The following is a 19,013-nucleotide window of genomic DNA, read 5'->3' on the forward strand; positions in this document are numbered from 1 at the left end:
TGAGCAAACGTATTTCGTGGGGCCGCACCGGTGAAGAGCCCGACGAACGGATGTGCATCATTCTGGTGAGGGGTACCCGGCCAGCGCACTGGTGGTCCGTCTGCGTATTGATCTGGTGGAGGGTGTCGCGTCCGCGTTGGACTTTGGCGATGATCTCGTCGGCGGTGGCTTTCCAGACGAATGGTCTGGGGTTAGCGTTCCAGTGCTGGGCCCAGGTCGTGATCGCGGCGGTGAGTTCGGCGACGCTGATGAACACGCCGCGGCGCAAGCGTTTGTCGGTGAGTTCTTTGAACCAGCGTTCGATCAGGTTGACCCAGGAACTGGAGGTTGGCGTGTAATGCAGGTGCCATCGCCGACGATCTTTGTTGGACCAACCATTTCGCGATCTCCGGAGTGGAGTGCGCGGACAGATTGTCCAAAACGACATGCACCCCCAGCCCGCGCGGAACGGCTGCGTCGATCTACTTGAAGAACCGCAGCACATCGGTGCCGCTGTGTCCCTTGCGCAGATCGGTCAAGACTTCCCCGGTGGCGATGTTCATCGCCGCGAACAAGTCGATCGTGCCGTGGCGTTTGTACTCATGAGTCATCGTTCCTGCCCTGCCGGGCTTCATCGGCAGCGATGGCTGAGTACGGTCCAACGCCTGGCATTGGGTCTTCTCATCAAAGGAGAACACCGCCGCCCGGGCGGGCGGATTCACATACAAGCCAACAACATCGACGAGTTTCTCCTCGAACCGAGGGTCGTTGCTGACCTTAAATGTCTCCATTTTCCACGGCTTAAGATTGTGGTCGGCCCAGATCTTGGCAACCGCGTCCTTGCCGATCCCCACCCGCGCCGCCATCGAGCGTGTGCTCCACTGCGTCGACCCGTCAACCGGGCGTTCCTGATGTGTCAGACGCAGCACCTCCTCTACAGTGCCCGCCGACAGGCCAGGCTTGCGGCCTCGGCCCTTCGCGATCACACCAACACCAGCGGTGCCCTGCTCGACGAACCGGGAGCGCCACCGCCGCACGGTGTCCGAGTCCACACCGCAACGGCGCGCAATCTCCTCATTAGCCACCCCGTCACACGCCAACAACAGCCCCTTGGCCTGAACCACCCGTCGATGGGGCAACGACGTAGAGGACGCCATCCGCTCCAACTCAGAACGCTGCTCAACACCCACCGACAAAGCCGCTGCAACCACAACTGCCACACTACAAAACACCGCAATAACTCACAGACAGACCACTGGGCGATTGCCGACCGCAAGTATGCCTTGCTCTCCGAATACGACTTCTTCGACGGCTCCGTCGTCGACCAGCATGGTGATCAACGTCACTGCCGCAGGCTTCCGCGACGTGCGCACCGGCGTTGCGCCCTGCTGGACCACGACCACAGCTGGCTCTCGATACGCTTCGCCTTCGGGCTGTATAGATCGCTGTGCCCAGTGGTTACGTGTACCTAGGTACATGACTAGTTGCACGGTCTATTTCGTTCACAGAGCGACGAGAATTGAATCGGTTCTCAGCGTCTGCTCTGGCGGGCTTCCTCGGCTATACAGGCGATGGCAGTCTATTGTTGCAGGGCGCGGCTGTAACCTTGCCATCAACCGGCCGGCCTCGCGGGGACGCTGCCGTGGCTGCGCTCGCGCTCCGACCGCTGTGATCTCGTAGCTGGTCGGGATCGTACTGCACTGTAGTTAAAAGAACTATGTGGTTCAGAGCGATCGGCTCAGAAAGCTGTCGCTTGCCGTGTGCACTTTGCACGCCAGATCCTCGAACATTGTCTCTGCGCAAGTTGTGTCGGAGCAGGGCACAAAAGCGAACGCCACTTGCCGGAAAGTGACGGGACACCTAAGCTGGACTAAATCGTCCCTTTTTGTACAGTGGACGGATCGAGCGGAGTCATCGGCCGACCACCCGCCGCAACCCGAGGACGGAGCGGAAATGCCGTCCGCCAGAGAGCCTACGGTGGGTGGGCGTCGTTGCGCTAGCGAGTTTGCAACGCTGTGGGTAAGACGGACCCGTCTCACTCTAACCAAGAGGAACAACCGAAACATATGCACCGTGCGTACGGCGGCGAAACGCCGACTCACCTGCAGTGAACGCCGAACCGCACGTAGAAGGAACAAGAACTGAACGACACCAAGCAGTCTGCTGAAGATTTGACGATCCTCGCGAAGCTCAATATTGACTACGCCCGTTCCGATCGGTTCGACGATGTCAAGCGCTTCAGCGAGTTCCTTGCCGAGGACTTCCTCGTGCAGCTTCCGGGCATCACCAGCAACCGTGCCGAGTTCCTTGACTACATCGCTAAGCCGCGCCCCTTCGAGGACCCAACGATGCATGACGTCAATATTCGCATCCTCAGTGGCGTTGCTCTGATCCATGGCCGCGGCAGATACACCATCCTCGCCGATGGAGTGGACCGAGAGGCTCTACACGCCGACACCCACCAGAAGCGTGATGGCACCTGGATCTGTGTCGCACCCTATGCGATCGCCCGGGCGCCTGACCCATATGCGGGAGGGTCCTGGTCGCAAGGCAAATCCGCGTCTCGGGTCAACTGCGTGAGCGCGAATATGCCTCGTGTACCCCGGCAGGCCGGTGCGGATAGCCCGCCACTGCGGCAAGAATTTCGCCCACCTTGGAAGGAGCAGCCCCGCCAGTCTGACATTGCGGCCCCGTTACGTCACGAAGAGTTCGACGAACTTCACCGTGGCCCTAGTACATTCATCATGCCCAACGCATGGGACGGCCCGTCGGCCCTGTTGTTCATGGAGGCAGGAGTCAAGTCCATCGTGACCTCTTCAGCGACCCTCGCCGCGAAGCCCGCCGGCCTTTCTGTGATGCTCGAACTTGCCGCTAGTGACGAGAGCGCGCTGTCTCGTCAACGCGTGTGGCGACGGCTCGGCGTGGAAGGCCTTGATCGGTATCACCAAGACCACGGATCTGCGGTGCGTCACGCCGCCCCAGTACCCCAGGCGCACACTCGATGACACAGCTAGTTGAGCTTGCCCCCTCCGACGCCGGATTTGGGCCGCATCGACATTCGGGACCGGTCGTCGGATACGTACGGCACGGAAGAACACCCTTCGAGCTCGACGGCGAATCATGCTCTGAAGGTGGCGGGCCGCCAGTGCTGCTTGGCGCCAAATCCGCGCTACCGGCCATCCGCCCTCAGCTCATCGAACGGGCGGCGCTGATCGAGATCCTTTCGGCGGAACCCTCTCGCAAGGTCACGTTGCTTAGTGCGCCGGCGGGCTGGGGCAAGACGACGCTTTTGGCGCAATGGGTGATCCGCGGCGATGACCGCCGTCGGCGCGGCTGGCTGTCCCTTGATGCATCTGATAATGATTCGGTGCAATTTTGGGCCGGCGCGATCGCGGCGCTGGCCAAGGTCAGTCCCGGGGTGGCGCCGCGTGCTCTCGAGCTCATCAAGAGGGGCGCAGACCCTCGGCAGGTGGTTCTGCCCACCCTCCTCAACGAGTTGGCCGCCATCGACTACCAGATCGCGTTGGTCCTCGACGACTATCACCTTGTTGAAAATCGGACCGTGCACGAGCAGATGGATTTCGTCGTCGAACGGATGCCTCAGACTTTCCGGCTGGTCATCGCCACCCGCTCGGACCCGATGCTGCCGTTGGCGCGGCTGCGCGCCCGCGGCGAGCTGCTGGAGATGCGGGCCGAGGAGCTGCGCTTTCAGGCTAGTGAAGCCGCGGACCTGCTTGACGGCGTGCTTGATTTGAAGTTGACCGACGCGCAAGTCCAACTGCTGTTTCGCCGCACGGAGGGGTGGGCCGCCGGCCTGTATCTCGCCGGGCTGTCGTTGGCCGGTCGCACCGATGTGGCAGCGGTTATCCAGACCTTCGCCGGCGGCAACCGTCACATCGTCGACTACCTGATCGCCGAGGTGCTCGATGGTCAGCCGCAACACATCCGCAGCTTTCTGCTGCGGACCTCGCTGCTGGGTAGGTTGACCGGGGCGCTGTGCGACGCGGTGCTGCAAACAAGCGGCTCGGCGTCGGTACTGGAGACCATCGAGCGGGACAATCTGTTTCTGTTGCCGCTGGATGTTTCCCGGCGCTGGTATCGATATCACCAGCTGTTCGCGGACTTGCTGCGCACCGAATTACACCGAAGCGAGCCAGGTCTGATCGCCAGCCTCCACCAGCGGGCCTCGGACTGGTTTGCCGGCGAGGGCCTCACTGACGAGGCCATACACCAGCTGGTGGCCGCTGGTGACATGCAAGGCGCGGCAGAGCTGATCGCCGCCAGCTGGGCCACCGCGTTCAACTTAGGCCGACTGTCGACAGTCTCAGGCTGGCTGGACGTGCTGCCACCCTCGACCGTGTCAGGTAGCCCGCGGTTGAGCTTTGCCCGGGCGTGGGTTGCTCTGGACTCGGGCCACCTCGACGACGCCGGCGGCTGGATGGAGACGGTCCAGGCCGCGCGCGCAGGCGTTAGCACAGACGTTGACAACATCGGCGAGAAGGGCGTCGTGCTGCGGGCAGTGCACCGTTTCAGGTCCGGCGACCTTCCTGCGGCACTCGATACGGCGCGACGGGCGATCAGTCTCGACCTTGGCGACGCGCCGGTTGGCGGGCCGGTCGCCTACTGTGTTTATGGAGCTGCGCTGTACTTCTCCGGCGACACCCACGACGCCGAGGGCGCCTTCCGGACGGCCGTGTCACTGGCCGAGAAAGTCGGCAACCTGGTCGCGCACCGCTACGCGTTGGGCTATCTGGCAATGATCTCGGCCCACCAAGGTGAGCTGGCTGCGGCCGACGAATTGATCCGGCGTGCCAGCGGCAACAGCAGGGACTTGGCCGACGGGGAGCACTTCGTGGACATGACCGTGTCTCTTGCGACGGCCATCATCCTCGATATGCGCCGCGATACAGCCGCAGCCGCGGAAGCCGCCGACATGGCTGTCGCGTTGGCACGGCGCGGCGCAGGAATCCTCGAGGTGGCCAACGCGCTGCTTACCCGGGACGAGATCCTCGGACACCTCCAACACTCCCAACGCCAGGCTGGCTGCAACGAGGCGGCGATGCTGTTGCGGCGCTGCACTGATGCCGGCATCGTTGGCAGGCTGCTCACCGCGGCACAGCGCAGTACGGCGGTCAAGGTGGGTGCCGGTAATCCGCGGGTCACGGTCGCAGAAGCGCTCACCGCCAAAGAACACGAGGTCCTTGGGCTGCTGGCCACCCGGCTGTCGCGCCGTGAGATCGGCCAGCGACTCTACGTCTCACTGAACACCGTGAAAACCCACCAACGCGCCCTGTACCGCAAACTGGGCGTTAAGAACCGCACCGCGGCGGTCACACGAGCGCGCGAGCTCGGCCTGCGCTAACCCTGACGTGAGCAGCCTCGCGCCGTAGATCGAGGGGTCGGACAACCCCTCCCGCCGGGGAACGTGCCGTATCGCCCTGCACAAAAAGTCCCGTATGTTTCGGAAAGTCAGCCGGCCCCGCCGGCCGCGGCGCATCGCCAGCATCATCATCGTCGCCTAGGGCGTGTCTGACGAATGTTTCTGGTGTTTCGGCTGAGACTTAGGGGATATCACCTTTACAGTTGCTCACCGATGCCCAGTGGTCGTTGATCGAAGAGCTTCTACCAGCGCGAACCGGTAAGAAGGGCAGGCCTTTCGAGATGCTCGCCAGGTCGTCGAGGGGATTATTTACCGGTACCGGTGTGGGATCGCCTGGCGAGAGGTGCCCGAGGTGTTCGGACCGTGGCAGACGATCTGGACCTGGCACCGACGGATGAGCGCCGAAGGCACCTGCGATGTCGTGCTGGCTCGGTTGCTGGCCACTGCCGACGAAGCCGGGGCCATCGACTGAGCGGTGGCGGTGGATTCCACGATTGCCCGTGCTCACCAACACGCCACGAACATCACCCGCGGCACCAGGGCTGGGTCGAATTACACGAATCTGGCCAGCGCGCCGCCTGACCATGGCATTGGCCGCTCCCGCGGCGGGCTGACCAGCAAGATTCATCACCTCGTCGACGGACGAGGAAGACCTTTGGTAGTGCTCGTGGGCGCCGGCCAAGCCCACGACGGCCCCGTGCTGGAGCATTTGCTTGCGCACTTGAAAGTCGACCATTACCGCGGTGGCCGGCCACGCACGCGCCCGGCCCGCATCCGCGGCGATAAGGCCTACTCCAGCCGAGCAACGCGAACGGCTGCGGCAGCGCGGGATTGTCGCGGTCATTCCCGAACCCTCCGACCAGATCGCCCACCGCAAGCGCCGCGGCGCTCGAGGAGGCCGGCCCCCGGCCCTCAACGCCGAGGATTACAAAGGACGCAACGTCGTTGAACGAAACTTCAATGACGTCAAGCAATGGCGCGGCTTGGCAACCCGCTACAACAAACTCGCTATCGTATACCGCGGCGCAGCAGTCCTACGCGCCATCACCCTGTGGCTGCCCCATTTATTAGACACGCCGCAAGCGGCACCGAGTCACTATCTTGCACGCTGCCGCCGGCGCTCAAGTAGCCCTTCACCCCAGTGACGATCACGACAGAAACTGATACCGACGATATCCAATGGGCACGAGAAGCGCCGCGTGAGGCGGCGTGGAACTGCTCGCTGTAGCACTTCGGCAGTAACGGGCCCGTGGTGAGAAGCGGGGATCGTTGGGTCTCATCGCCGGCTGCGGTGTTCTCCGCTGCCTGCGAGCGTCGCCTTCAGCTGCCTTCTCGAGGCGATGCCGAGCTTTCCGTAGGTTCTGCTCAGGTGCCATTCGACCGTGCGTGGGCTGAGGAACAGCTGCGCGGCGATGTCGATGTTGGAGTGACCCTCGGCAGCCAGTTGCGCGATGTTGGTCTCCTGTCCGGTCAGCTGTTCCGTCAGCGACACCACGGGTGCTTCCACGACGTCCCCGGCGGCGCCGAGCTCGCGGCGCGCGCGTTCCGCGAACCCGTCGGCGCGCACGCGCCGGAATGTTTCGCGGGCCCGCCTCAGCTGGTTGACCGCTTCGTTGCGACGGCGTTGCCGGCGTAGCCATTCGCCATAGAGCAGCTGAGCCCTGGCTTGCAGCACGTCGACTTTGCTGCGCCCAAGGTGCTCGATGGCGGCGCGGTACAGCTCGTCGGCTGCGGCTCCCTGGGCCAGCAGGGCGCGCGAGCGAGCCGCGACGCCGAGCGCCAGCTCGGTCCCCGCCGCACCGGCGCGGTCGGCCAGCTCCCGCGCGGCGTCGGTGGCGATCCGGGTCTCCCCGCAGTGAGCGGCGGCCTCGACCCGCTCCAGGAGAACGTAACCGTACATACCGATGTCGTCGTGCTCCACGGCCCGGTTGGTGGCGGTCAGCGCTTCGCGGTACTGGCCAAGGCTGTTGTGTAGCACGGCTGCCGCGTACTGCACGAACGGGATCACCAATCCCTCGCCCCGCACGGTGGCGCTGTGCAGGCTTGTGCGCACGAGCTGCAGCGTGCGGGCCTGCTGCCCGCGGTAGGCGGCGAGCATCGGCTCGATGTATAACGGCGGCGGTGTACCTGTGGCCTGGCTGATGGCGCCGGACTCCTCGAGCAGTGCGGCGGCTTCGTCGAACCGGCCCGCGTGCACGCACACACCGGCGCGGTAGGCCAGCGCAACAGGCAGCAGCGTCAGCACACCCTGTTCCCGCAGAATCTGTACCTGGCGGACCGCCAGGTCATCCCATGACTGTTGGTCCCACAGGTCGAATGCGATCCGGCCGACGAATGCATACCAGCGCAGTCCGGCGGTGCCGGAGTCGTCGTCCAACCGGAACTGCCGCACGGCGCGCGTGAGGGTAGGGGCCGCGGACACGTAGCCTTTGGTGAACCGCAGCACGAGGCCGTCGAGCAGCAGATCGACCGCCCGGGGCGGCGAAGGCGCCGGCGGGGCCCACTGCGCGGCGCGAGCCACCCCGGCTGAGTTGCAGTCCTGCGCCCATACGAGCCGGCCGGCGAACACCGAAGCCATCAGTGCCTCGAGGTAGGTCTCGCGCGCCAGCGGCGGATCGAGGTCCCGCAGGTGTTCTGCGGCAGACAGAAGTAACGCGGGCACGTCGCGACCGCGGTTCATGGCGAACGCGATCTGCGAGCGCACCACCTCAATCTGGGCCTGCAGCATGGGTTCCGGCGGTGCGGCCTGCGCATGCGCGACCAGCTGCAGCGCCGCGTCCGGAGCCCCGGCGTCGATCTTCGCCCGCGCCGCCGCCAGAGCGCGGCGCGCGCGCTCGACAGGATCCGGAGTTAGCTCGGTCGCATCCGCAAGGAACGCCGAGGCCGCAGCCACTCCGCCGCGGGCTCGGGCGCGCTCGGCCATCCGCTCCAGCTCGGCCGCGATCGCCTCGTCGGGACCCGTCGCCGCCTTACCGCGGTGCCACGCGCTGTGCTCGGCGTCGACCGCGCGATCGATCGCGTCGGCGAGCACTTCGTGTACGCGCCGACGGTCAGCGCCGCACGCCGACCAATAGACGGCGGACCGTACCAGCGGGTGGCGGAACCGCACCCGACGGCCGATGGTGATCAGCTCCGCTGTCTCCGCCGGTTCCGCGGCCGATTCCGCCACACCGAGGTGTTCGGCGGCGCGCCAGAGCAGCGCCGCCTCGCCCACCGGTTCGGCGGCCGCGATGAGCAACAGGAGCCGGGTGTCCGCGGGCAGTGCGGCCAGCTGCGCGGCGATGCTGCGTTCGATGCGTCGCGCCAGCGGCCGTCGTTGGCCAACCAGTCCAAAGCCTCCGGCGAGCGCGGGTGAGTTCGCCGCACGCGGCAGTTCCCACAGGACCAACGGGTTGCCCCGCGCCTCGGCGAGGATGCGCTCGCGCACCCGCTCGTCCATCGGACCGGGTATCGTCGTCGCCAACAGGGCCCGCGAATCCCGGTCGTCAAGCCCGTTCAGGACCAGCTCAGGCAGCCGCTCCAGGTCCGCCAGATGCGGGTTCTCCTCGCCGTCGCGGACGGCGAAGACCATTGCCACGGCATCAGCCCGCAGCCGCCGCGCGACGATCGACAGCGTCCGCACCGACGCACTGTCGAGCCACTGCGCGTCGTCGACCACGCATACCAGGGGCTGCTTGGCGGCAGCATTTGCAAGCAAAGTCAGCACGGCCAGCCCGACGAGGAACCGGTCCGGCGGCCTTCCCTCCTCGAGGCCTAGGGCGGTGGTTAGCGCCGCACGTTGCGGAGCCGGCAGATAATCGAGCCCGTCCAGATGCGGCGCGCACACCTGGTGCACGCCGGCGAAGGCCAGCTCCGCCTCCGATTCGGCCCCCGAGACATGGGTAACGTGTAGATCAGCGACGTGCGCAACCGCCTGGTTGAGCAGCGCGGTCTTGCCGACCCCCGCCTCGCCGCGAACGACCAGCACGCGGCTGTATCCCAGCCGTACCTCGCCCAGCATCTCGGCGAGCATCTCGAGTTCGCGACGCCGACCGATCAGAACATCCCACCGAGCCTCGACAGCCAGTCTTGTCACATCCCCACGTTGGTGATTGCGGTGCAATGCAAGGTCATTCACAGTGATGCGCCCAGTGTTGTTGCAGTAGCGGTAGGAATTCGCCGGCGCGGTAGGCCGGGAAGTGCTTCCGCGCACCATCGAGTGTGGCGACTTCGGTGCTGTCTGGGATCACGTCGCTGAAGTGTGGCGCACATTTGAGGAGGAAGAACACATCGCCGGTTGCCCAGGCGATGAGTGCGGGCAACTTGAGTTGTGCCAGTGGGGTTCTTACAGTGGCCAGGTCGACTGACGACAGGGCTGCGCAACCTGGATGCGGATAGTCCGCAGTCAACCCACGAAACATTAGCCCCGGCGGCTGGCAGCGAGCCGTGGACCCCACTCTCGCCAAGAGAACTAGGCGTCCTGCAGCTGTGACGGGTATGAACGGGGAGTGTGGGGTGTTTCCTTCGGTGTCGCAGTTAGTCAGTGTCAGCGTCGACAATTGGTCGCTGAGGTGAGCGGCGACGTGTTGTGTGACCGGGCCACCAGTGTTGTTGGCCGCCAGGTCAAACGAGCCTGGCCCAGGTGATCGCATAGCTCGACCACCCGTCGTGCCAGGCCGGTCAGTGACAAGTCGCGATGCGGTAGGGAAACGGGCCAACCATCGGGTGTTCAGTTTGGCAACGACTCGGGTCCCCCAAATGCGGTCGTCCTTTGCGGGCGCGCTCCGCTCGGACGTCTGTGTGTGGCTTGGCAGAAATCTCATGGCGCTTTCCCGCCTGGTCTGGCGAGTCTTGTAATCCTGGTCTATGACAACGGGTGGTTTGCAAGCGAGTCGTCCTGGCCGCTCGTCGACGAGATGAGGAGTGCGCATTTCGTGCTGTAATAAGCGGCGCGACACGGGAGGCCTGTTGGATTTGTATCGTCGTAGACCGCCTCTATGCCACCGCTTCTCAGATGCGTTTCGTGCCAAAAAAGGCCGGTTTCGCCGGCTTCCTTAATGAACTGTTGCCACCACAGCCGATGCGGTTCTGAGCGGCACCACCGATTCAAACTGTCGAGGTCGCGCCAATATTGGCACATTCCGAGATGCGGCGGGATCAGCGACCAGATCAGATCCTCGTGGAGCAACAATCCATCAGGTGGCTGGCACCGCGACTTCTGGATTTGGGGACCGAACCTCAGCAACGGCGATAGCCCACGTCGTCGCCGCACCCGCAGGCCGAAATGGATCACGACGAGATCGGGATACTCGCTGAGATCGACCGTTTGGCGGTCGAGAGTCATGAGCCCTCCGTTAAACATGGATTTTTTAGTGGCCAGACACCAGAATCCGACGGCAGCAGCCGGAAGGCTTGTGTGTGAGCGAACCAGTCTTTGCAAAATCACGAACAAGAGCTTGGAACAGTCGCGGCGACCGCGGCTGATGTGCCCCGGGTTGCACGGAGTTGGTTTGCTTGACTTTTGGTCAAGACGTCCGTCGAAGGAGCCGTGTCCGTGCCGAAGCGTTATCCCGAGGAGTTCCGCCGTAAGGTGCTCGATCTGGTGGCCTCTGGCCGCCCCGTCGCCCAGATCGCTGCCGATCTGGGCATCAGTGACCAAACGATCTACGGCTGCCGCAAACAGGAACTGATCGATACCGGGCAACTACCCGGTCTGAACCGCGCCGAACAAGCCGATGCTGACTGCGGCCGCCAAGCGCATCCGCGAGCTGGAGAATGAGGTAGCCATCCTGAAAAGGGCTCGTGAGCTGCTGCGGGAGCCGGATGACCCAAAAAGCGGTATGCGGCCATAGCCACGATGGCCGCAGGAGGACTGCCCGTGCAGCTGGCGTGTCGACTGTTCGGTGGCCGAATCGGGCTATTACGAGTGGCGCTTACGCCCGCCGTCAGCGCAGGCCGTCCGTCATGCGTGGCTGGCCGAACAGATCCGTGCCGTGCACAGCGCCTCACAGGCACCTACGGTGCCCGCAGGGTCCACGCTGAACTGACCCTCGGGTTCGGACTGCAGGTCGGTCACACCCAGGTCGAATTGTTGATGGCGCGGGCAGCGATCAAGGGGCTGCCGGGCAACCGCCGTCCTCGGCCCCGTCACGAGACACCGACGGCCGCCGATCTGGTCGAGCGAATGTTCACACGCGAGGCGCCAAAACGTTGTGGGTCACCGACATCACTGAGCATCGAACCTCTTGAATTCCAGCAGTCGTTGCAACGGTCGGCATTATGACGCGTTCATTAAAGCAGCAAGACGTTCCGTTGGGGTCTGCCAATCGAGTGACTTTCGTGGCCTGGTGTTGAGTTCGTCGGCGACCGCCTCAAGATGCTCGACGGACTGATGCGACAGGTGAAGTCCCTTCGGGAAGTACTGGCGCAGCAACCCGTTCGTGTTCTCGTTGCTGCCGCGTTGCCAGGGAGACGCCGGCTCACAGAAATAGACATCCATGTTGGTCGCGACGGTGAATGCGCGATGCTCTGACAACTCGGCGCCTTGGTCCCAGGTCAGCGTGCCGCGCAGCGTTTCGGGCAGCCGGGAAACGGTCGTGATGAGGGTGTCACGAACAATCTCGGCGCTGCGGTCGCGCCCAACCAGCCCGAGCATCACAAAGCGGCTGGACCGTTCAACCAAAGTGGCGATCGCTGATCCTTGGTTGGCGCCGATGATGAGGTCGCCCTCCCAATGGCCCGGGATGGCGCGATCGCCAACCTCGGCCGGTCGCTCACTGATTGGTTTCATCGGGTCGACGAACCGGGGCCGACGCGCATCGGATCTTCTCTGCGGCTTACGGACTCCGCGACCGCGACGCAACCCGCTAACCAACTCGCGCTTGAGCTCAGCGCGGGCATGCACGTAGATCGCCTGATAGATCGTCTCGGTGCGCGCCTGCATCTCCGGCCGGTCAGGGAAGTCTCTGGACAGCCGATTGCTGATCTGCTCCGGCGACCACTTCTTCTTCAGTTTGGCCTTGACGTAGGCCAGCAGCTCAGTGCTGGCAAGCACTTTCAGCGGGCGCTCGCGAATCCGGCGCTGCGCGGACAACCGATGCGCGGTGTGTGGAAGGTACCCGGACTTGGACACGGTGTTGCGCTTCAATTCTCGGCTGATCGTCGACGGCGCCCGCTGCATCGCGGCCGCGATCTTGCGGATCGAGATACCCGTCGAGTGTAGGTCCTTGAGGTGCTCGCGCTCGAGCAGGCTCAAGTAACGCGGATCAATAACCTTTTCAACCCGGTTCAAGTCGACGGTGCCGCCGATGTGGCGCTTGGGACGTGCAGGCTTCATGGTTGTGATTGTCGGCTCCGGGTAGCGCACAATGCGACCATCCGGGTAGACCCGGCCACGATGGATGATCGTGATGCCTTTATCCCAGTCGGTAGCCGAACGGTTGTCGGCACCGACCTTCCTGGCGGCTTCGCGCCGCGTGAGCCCCTCGGAGCGAAGTCGCAGAAACTCCTCCCGGCGCGGATTGACCTTGCGGGCCTCACTGGTGAAGATCCCGGCCTTACGCGCCCAGGCGTACGCCGTGGGGCGATGAATCCCCGTGTCGCGAGCAGCGGTCGAGATGTTTAGCCGCTCCGCTACCAGCCGTAGAAACTCGGCCTTCTCCTGTTCGGTGTACCTGCGTGGTGCACGCCGCTGCATCACCAGCCCGGCCTGTCGGACCCAGCTATATGCCGCATGGACGTTCACCCCTGCCGCATCAGCGGCCGCCCTTACACTGCCATCTCTGTCGAGCAGCTCAAAGAACTGCGCCTTCTGTTCCTTGCTGTACTTCGGTCCCGACAACATCGCCACCCTTCGTGAAGTGTTGCAACGACTACTGGAACCCAAGCCTACGAAGGCAAGGTGTATTGCGCGGTGGTGCTCGACACCTTCTCCCGCCGGGTCGTCGGCTGGTCGATCGACTCCAGCCAGACCGCAGCGCTGGTCACCAATGCGCTGAGCATGGCCATCGCCAACCGCGATCCGCAGGGCGGTGGCATCATCCACTCCCACCACGTCGTGCAATTCACCTCTTGGGCATTCACCGATCGGGCCAAGCGCTCAGGGCTGGTGCCGTCCATGGGCTCGATCGGGGATTGCTATGACAACGCAATGATCGAATCATTCTGGGACAGAATGCAAACCGAGTTACTCAACCGCAAACGCTGGAAGACGCGCATCGAGCTGGCAAACGCCATCTTCGACTACCTGGAGATCTTTCACAACCGCCAAAGACGTCATTCCGCTCTCGGAATGCGCACTCCGATAAAGTTCGAACTGCACCATCAAACCGCCCAACCCGTGGCCTGAAACCAAGTATGACGACACCACCGAACCCGGGGCACATCAGAGCCTCCGGCAGAACTAGGGCGATTCACTGAGCAGAATGGTCGAGGTTGTGTCGGGGAAGACTCGGTCCGACGACAGTCCAGACGGCGCGGCGAGTGAGTTCTTGTGTCGCTGGGTGCGAGATACGTGCTGATTGCGCAGTCGGGATCGTCGTACGCCGCAACGCTACGGCGACGCCTCCGGCGACCAGTTGGCGGTGCAGGACCACCACAAGGAGGTACCTACGTGGACTATATAGTCCGCGATAGTTTAGACTACCCCCGGGGGACAATTGTGAGTTCGACGGGACGACTGTGAGTTGCGAGTGGCTAGCGATGTACTTGAGAGATGGCGCGAGCATTACAACGCCTCCGCCCTTCCGATGGAGTTTGTGCCGAACGACAGATGTCGTGACTGTCAGTGTAGGTGCAATGACATCGGCTTCCCCTCCGACGGTGGTCTGACTCTGGGAGCGCTCGGATCGCTGCAACTCCAACAGGTCAGGGCCGGCTCGTTCGATGTCCACCGCACCCGCTCGACCATTCGTAGGAGCGACCCAAGCCTGATAAAGGTTGGTGTGCAGATTCGTGGTAATGGACTGCTAGTCCAACACGACCGCGAGGCAGCGCTGACTCCCGGCGACTTTGTCATCTACGAAACAAGCCAGCCCTACGCGTGGCGCTACGAGAACCACTTCACCATGCTCTTCTTGATGATCCCGCGCGATCGGCTCCGACTGCCGTCGAGCGTGGAAACGTTTGCAGCGCTGGCCATCCGAGGTGGCGAAGGCATGGGTTCATTGCTATCTCCGTTATTATCCGGTCTAGGGCAGAGCTTGTCTAACACCGCCGTGTCGGTGCCGCCGCTGTTCGAAGACGCCGTCCTGGACCTCATCTCCGCGACGTTCGGTGGGTACACAATGCAAGTCAGCACCGCACCCGGCGCGGCAGTCCTGCACAGTGCCAAGTCTTTCATCGAGGCTCACCTCGCCGACCCTGGGCTCGACACATCGATGGTGTCCGCAGCACACCACATCTCAGTTCGCTATCTACAAATGCTATTCAAGGCAGAGGAGCTGACCGTGGCCGGATGGATCCGACGACGTCGGCTCCAGCGTTGCCGCCGCGATCTCCACGACCACAGGCTGACCCGAGACAGTATCGGCACCATATGCGCACGTCACGGCTTGGTCGACCATGCGCATTTCTCACGCCTGTTCAAAGAAGCTTACGGGGTGTCACCACGAGAATTCCGGCAGCAGAACAGAGAACCCGCACAACCGTCTGCTGATGCGCACAATAAGACTGCCAACGACTCGTCGACGAATCCCGCCGCCCACCGCGGGGTAACCGTTCAAGCGCAACCAGAATAGGGGTCGTAATTCGGCATGGGATCGGTTCGAGCCGCACCCCGCACGCGCGTAGCCGATTCACGATCGGCTCAACGCCGCAGGCTATCACGCTGTCATCGTTGGCGAGGAGGCAAGTCTGAGAGGAGATTTCAGCCCCGAGAAGAAGGCCAACGGATACCTCCAAGTGTCCGCACTCGCCACTCCCCCGGCGGGGGACGCCACGCCAACGAGATCGGTAACCGAGGATGCGGCATGATGATATGTCAGCTTGGTCCGTATTATGCTGTACTGCAATAGTTTTTCGTCGCCAAACGTGTCCGGTCCAGGTCCATTTTTACAGATGATCATGACAAGCGACGGCGTGTCGCCTGGTATCCGCAATTAAATGCGCATACCTCCACGACTGGAGGCTGCGACGCGTCGGCCTATCCGTGGTGGCTGCCCAACATCAGCATGCGTACAGCTACCCCTGCTGAAATCAATTCGTCACGGTGACGGGTCGAGCACGCTGATGATGTTGTCTGCCAGCACGCCACAAGCACTGGATCACCCTCATCGCTGCTGACCCAGGCATGGCCGACGTCCTCGCCTTGTGCCCGACAACACCGCGCTCATCAAGGAGATCGGCCACAGCGTCAGCAATGAGGACGGCATCGCCGACACCGCGGAGTGGTTCCGCGCTGAGAGTCAGGCGCTGCCTGCCAACACGCGCTCTAGCTCCGCAATCCTGCTTTCCAGCCTGAAAATTGCTTCACCCAGATACAACGTTCAGTCATCAGCCCCAGTGGCAGACCGGCGGTCGGTGCCGTACGACTCCCGCAGTTCGGAGAAGGCTTTTCGCAGATCCCTAGTGATCGGCAAGTCGTCAGGCAGCTCTGCTTTGTGCCACCTGTTGTCCATGAAGGGAAACGTTACCCTCGCATCCGCTACCAAGATTATTCAAGGCACCGGGGTACCTGACCCTCGGGCCTGGTCAGGATTTTGTTCTTTCGCGCAGTTGAAACGCGCCGTGCGCAGCAAACGTCGAGCGCAGGCGAGCGCCGCTAGGATCGAGTTGCGGGCCATGAGTTACATGAGGAGGCGGCAGTGACGAATTGTCGCCTGCCAGGGTGATGGGACCTCTGGTTTGCCATGAGCATGGGACCGGGTTGTTCTGGTTGTAGGCCGTGCGTTGATAGTGGCCGAAAGGGTGGTTGCCGGTCAATCCGACGGAGTCGGAGGGGCCGGCTTTTTCGGTCGGGCTTTTGACGTTGTCGGTAGGACTCGCCTTCGACGACGATTTCGTAGGCCGCTGACTGCAGTCGGTCCCATCGCGGATTGGGCCAGCAGCGGGTCGGCCATCATGGTCAGGATTTCGGGTGGTTCGCGGTTACTGGTGATGACGGTCGATGCGGTGCGGTGGCGTTCGACGATGATTTCGTAGAAGTCGGTGGTCTCGGTGGCTTCCAGGCGGTGCAGCGCGCGGTCGTCGATGATCAGTGGTTCGACGCGGTGCAGTTTGCGCATCTCGTCTTCGTAGCTGCCGTCGAGGCGTGCCCCGCGTAGGCGTTTGAACAGTTTGTCGGCGCGTTCGGTGTGCACGCTGTGATGCCGCCGTACCGCGATGTGACCTAATGCCTTGGCCAGGAACGTCTTTCCCACGCCGACCGGGCCCATGACGAGCACGTTGTAGGCATTGGCGAGAAACCGCAGTGAGGTCAGCTCGGCCCATAACTGTTGATCGAACGCCACGGCGGCGGAGTGGTCCCAGGCCTGCAACTGCATCGCCGGATCGAGGTGGGCGGCCTTGGCGCGCCGTGCCGCGGATTCGCGGTCACGACGGGTGACCTCATCGGCGAACAACAACTCCAGAAAGTCGTGGTGGGGCAGTCGGTTGGTGCGGGCCAACGCCAACCGCTCCGGCAGCGTGTCGAGCAATTGCCCGAGCTTGAGGCGGCGCATCAGGGCTTTGAGTTCGGCAGAGACTTCGATCGGCTTGAGCGCCGGTGCGGCATCGGGACGTTGCGGGGTCATGACGGCCTCCGCACCGCGAAATCCGAGCCGTCCCGGACGAACCGGGACGGCGCACCGTGCGGTTTCGGTATCAGGGGCAGTTGTTCACCGCCGCCGCGGGCCAGGATCAGCTCGATCAGCCCGACGTCGATTACCTCGGCGTCCAGGGCGCAGCGGCACGCATCGTCTACCTCCTCGGCGCCGCGGCGGCGGACCAGCCCGAGCAGCCGGTAGATCGCATAGATCGACACCTCCGAGGGAAGATCGGCCGGATCGGTGTGCCGGCGGCCCGGGCCACGACCGGATGCACCTTGATCAGCTCACCACGCCAGTACAGCTTGACCGAGTGTGCATCAGCACGGGCCTCGATGCTTGCCGACCAGCTCCCCGGGCACCGCTGTAGAGGGCCTTGGTGATCTGCACATGCCGGTCGGGAGCCACCTTCGAATGCGTCCAGACCGGAACGTCGAACACCTCCTCGGGCGCGGGGGTGAGTGTGGGCAACTCATCGGTGGTGAACACCTCGGCCGGACGGCACCGGGTGGTCCCGTGGATGCGCAGCCCGGCGATGTCTGAACACCACAGCTCGGCGCGACTGCGACAGTCGTCGAGATCCCGGAAGTCTTCTCCGGCATAGAAATTCGACCGCACGTACTGCACCATGCGTTCCACCCACGGCTTGTCTTTGGGGCTGCGGACCCGCGTCGGGTCGACGGCGAACCCACGCGTCTGCGCATACTCGCGGAACGCATCGTTGAGCCGGGGCTCGGTCGCGTGCGCGGTGGTGACGATGGCTTTCATGTTGTCAGGGATCACCACGGCGGACACCCCATCGAAGAACGCCCACGCCGCCTCGAACCCGGCGATCACGTCTTTGAGCGCCTGGCGGTAGCTGGGCCAGACGAACATGTGCCGCGAATACACCGCGGTAAAGATCAACCCCTGCACGACCCGGCGCCGACCATCGCTGGCGTCGGTGAGCATCCCGAGGCGGCCGAAGTCGACCTGCACCTCGGCGCCCGGTTCGCAGTCCGTGACCGTCTCCGCCATCGCGGTCCAGCCCACTGGCACGGGCTCGGTCGACGTAGCGTCGCGCCGTTTTGCGGTCGGTGCCCGATAGCCGGGCCACCTCCCGCAACCTTAATCCCTGCAGCCACAGCTGCAGCATTTCTACGATCTCGATCACCGATACCTCCCGGTAGCTCATTGGGCCAATACAGCGGCCCAACAACCGGAGAAACCCGCGCCACGCCGGGGTGGTCCCATAACTGGCAACCCAGCCAGCCAGGTGGTCCCATCAATGGCAAACAGGTGGTCCCATGCTCATGGCAAAACCAGCTCTGAAGTGGTCCCATTCACCTGGCAGCCGACACGAATCCAGCTGACAAGCGCCGAGGGCCAAGGCGGATCTGATCAGGGCAGTGACACGCGGTCTGGATCCGAGGCGACTTCGCCTCCGGATTGGTCGTGGATCGAGTTCGATATCGGGTTCAGGGCCAGGACCCCGACGCAATCTTTCGTAAGGGTTGAGCCGGCCGCGCCACGATGGCTGAGCCGGGTAGCAAGATCTACGCCGCGTTCATCGAGGCTGAGCTGAAGGCCGAAAAACGCCTACGCAGCTGGGTGACTTCGCGCGCTGCTGCCGCCCTCACCGGGGCAACTGGTTTGATGACGTTGGCGCTAGCTGTCTTCGCCGTGCTAGCGGTACGTCTTCACGGGATGGGCGCGCGTTTTCTTAATCGTGGCGTTCGCCTGCCTACCGGGTGCGGGCGCGCGCCGTGCTTGCAGGCTTTCCGTGGCGTCAGGAACTCACCAGCACGCGAACGCTCGAAAAGATGCTCAACCGCATCGCGGGGACTCCGAGGAAGTCGCGCGGGACGCAGTGGCTTACTGCAATGCGGTCGCGATTCAGTCGTTAAGGTCCGGAACGTCGATCAAGGTCGGCTTTCTACTTGCGGCAGGAAGTT

The 19,013-nt window shown here is 63.5% G+C and carries 12 protein-coding genes and 5 pseudogenes; 9 read left to right on the forward strand and 8 right to left on the reverse strand.

Features of this window, described 5'->3' with window-relative positions:
* Positions 1–106: 106 nt before the first annotated feature.
* Positions 107–1,136, reverse strand: a pseudogene (locus tag ACVWWN_RS00805) (IS630 family transposase); the annotation flags it as partial.
* Positions 1,137–2,150: 1,014 nt separating this feature from the next.
* Between ACVWWN_RS00805 and ACVWWN_RS00810 the strand changes: the two are divergent.
* The 4 genes and pseudogenes from ACVWWN_RS00810 (at position 2,151) to ACVWWN_RS00825 (ending at position 6,308) form a co-directional block, all read left to right on the forward strand.
* Positions 2,151–2,984 (forward strand): DUF4440 domain-containing protein, encoded by an 834-nt coding sequence (locus ACVWWN_RS00810; protein ID WP_457142190.1) that lies wholly within the window; start codon positions 2,151–2,153, stop codon positions 2,982–2,984.
* Positions 2,985–3,124: 140 nt separating this feature from the next.
* Positions 3,125–5,341, forward strand: a complete 2,217-nt coding sequence (locus ACVWWN_RS00815; RefSeq protein WP_457142191.1) for a LuxR C-terminal-related transcriptional regulator — start codon at positions 3,125–3,127, stop codon at positions 5,339–5,341.
* 301 nt (positions 5,342–5,642) lie between these two features.
* Positions 5,643–5,831, forward strand: a pseudogene (locus tag ACVWWN_RS00820) (transposase); the annotation flags it as partial.
* Between the two features lie 9 nt (positions 5,832–5,840).
* The gene (locus ACVWWN_RS00825) at positions 5,841–6,308 is read left to right on the forward strand and encodes a transposase (protein WP_457142192.1); all 468 of its coding nucleotides are present in this window, start codon (positions 5,841–5,843) and stop codon (positions 6,306–6,308) included.
* A 327-nt stretch (positions 6,309–6,635) separates the two neighbouring features.
* Here ACVWWN_RS00825 and ACVWWN_RS00830 read toward each other — a convergent pair whose 3' ends face one another.
* A complete protein-coding gene (locus ACVWWN_RS00830; RefSeq protein WP_457142193.1) occupies positions 6,636–9,434 on the reverse strand; it encodes a helix-turn-helix transcriptional regulator in 2,799 nt (932 codons plus the stop codon).
* A 768-nt stretch (positions 9,435–10,202) separates the two neighbouring features.
* On the reverse strand, positions 10,203–10,682 hold the full coding sequence (locus ACVWWN_RS00835; protein ID WP_457142194.1) for a monooxygenase family protein: 480 nt from the start codon (positions 10,680–10,682) through the stop codon (positions 10,203–10,205).
* 204 nt (positions 10,683–10,886) lie between these two features.
* Between ACVWWN_RS00835 and ACVWWN_RS00840 the strand changes: the two genes are divergently transcribed.
* Positions 10,887–11,117, forward strand: coding sequence for a transposase (locus tag ACVWWN_RS00840; protein ID WP_457142195.1), 231 nt, complete (start codon positions 10,887–10,889; stop codon positions 11,115–11,117).
* A gap of 78 nt (positions 11,118–11,195) precedes the next feature.
* A complete protein-coding gene (locus ACVWWN_RS00845) occupies positions 11,196–11,621 on the forward strand; it encodes an IS3 family transposase (protein WP_457142196.1) in 426 nt (141 codons plus the stop codon).
* Here ACVWWN_RS00845 and ACVWWN_RS00850 read toward each other — a convergent pair.
* Positions 11,616–13,034 carry an IS30 family transposase gene (locus ACVWWN_RS00850; protein ID WP_457142392.1) on the reverse strand — a complete coding sequence of 473 codons (1,419 nt, stop codon included), beginning with the start codon at positions 13,032–13,034 and terminating at the stop codon, positions 11,616–11,618. The genes ACVWWN_RS00845 and ACVWWN_RS00850 overlap by 6 nt on opposite strands.
* Before the next feature lie 195 nt (positions 13,035–13,229).
* Here ACVWWN_RS00850 and ACVWWN_RS00855 point away from each other — a divergent pair.
* The 3 genes and pseudogenes from ACVWWN_RS00855 to ACVWWN_RS00865 form a co-directional block, all read left to right on the forward strand.
* A pseudogene (locus ACVWWN_RS00855) lies at positions 13,230–13,685 on the forward strand (IS3 family transposase); the annotation flags it as partial.
* 400 nt (positions 13,686–14,085) lie between these two features.
* Complete coding sequence (locus ACVWWN_RS00860) at positions 14,086–15,075, forward strand: AraC-like ligand-binding domain-containing protein (RefSeq protein WP_457142197.1); 990 nt, start codon at positions 14,086–14,088, stop codon at positions 15,073–15,075.
* 571 nt (positions 15,076–15,646) lie between these two features.
* Entirely contained in the window at positions 15,647–16,144 is a 498-nt protein-coding gene (locus ACVWWN_RS00865) for a hypothetical protein (RefSeq protein WP_457142409.1), read from the forward strand.
* Positions 16,145–16,271: 127 nt separating this feature from the next.
* Here ACVWWN_RS00865 and ACVWWN_RS00870 read toward each other — a convergent pair.
* The 4 genes and pseudogenes from ACVWWN_RS00870 to ACVWWN_RS00885 form a co-directional block, all read right to left on the reverse strand.
* Positions 16,272–17,067: pseudogene (locus ACVWWN_RS00870) on the reverse strand (ATP-binding protein); the annotation flags it as partial.
* Complete coding sequence (locus ACVWWN_RS00875; RefSeq protein ID WP_457142198.1) at positions 17,064–17,297, reverse strand: hypothetical protein; 234 nt, start codon at positions 17,295–17,297, stop codon at positions 17,064–17,066. The gene ACVWWN_RS00875 and the pseudogene ACVWWN_RS00870, both read right to left, overlap by 4 nt.
* Before the next feature lie 64 nt (positions 17,298–17,361).
* Positions 17,362–18,096 (reverse strand): hypothetical protein, encoded by a 735-nt coding sequence (locus ACVWWN_RS00880; RefSeq protein WP_457142410.1) that lies wholly within the window; start codon positions 18,094–18,096, stop codon positions 17,362–17,364.
* A gap of 58 nt (positions 18,097–18,154) precedes the next feature.
* Positions 18,155–18,253, reverse strand: a pseudogene (locus ACVWWN_RS00885) (hypothetical protein); the annotation flags it as partial.
* Between the last annotated feature and the right edge of the window lie 760 nt (positions 18,254–19,013).

The sequence above is a fragment of the Mycobacterium sp. URHB0021 genome (assembly GCF_054057895.1).

What these genes read in the sequence shown, in the direction of transcription:
- ACVWWN_RS00835 (WP_457142194.1), bottom strand. Translation starts at nt 10,682, where the DNA reads ATGACTCTCGACCGCCAAACGGTCGATCTCAGCGAGTATCCCGATCTC.
- ACVWWN_RS00845 (WP_457142196.1), top strand. Translation starts at nt 11,196, where the DNA reads ATGGCCGCAGGAGGACTGCCCGTGCAGCTGGCGTGTCGACTGTTCGGT.
- ACVWWN_RS00850 (WP_457142392.1), bottom strand. Translation starts at nt 13,034, where the DNA reads ATGCAGCGGCGTGCACCACGCAGGTACACCGAACAGGAGAAGGCCGAG.
- ACVWWN_RS00860 (WP_457142197.1), top strand. Translation starts at nt 14,086, where the DNA reads ATGGAGTTTGTGCCGAACGACAGATGTCGTGACTGTCAGTGTAGGTGC.
- ACVWWN_RS00880 (WP_457142410.1), bottom strand. Translation starts at nt 18,096, where the DNA reads ATGGCGGAGACGGTCACGGACTGCGAACCGGGCGCCGAGGTGCAGGTC.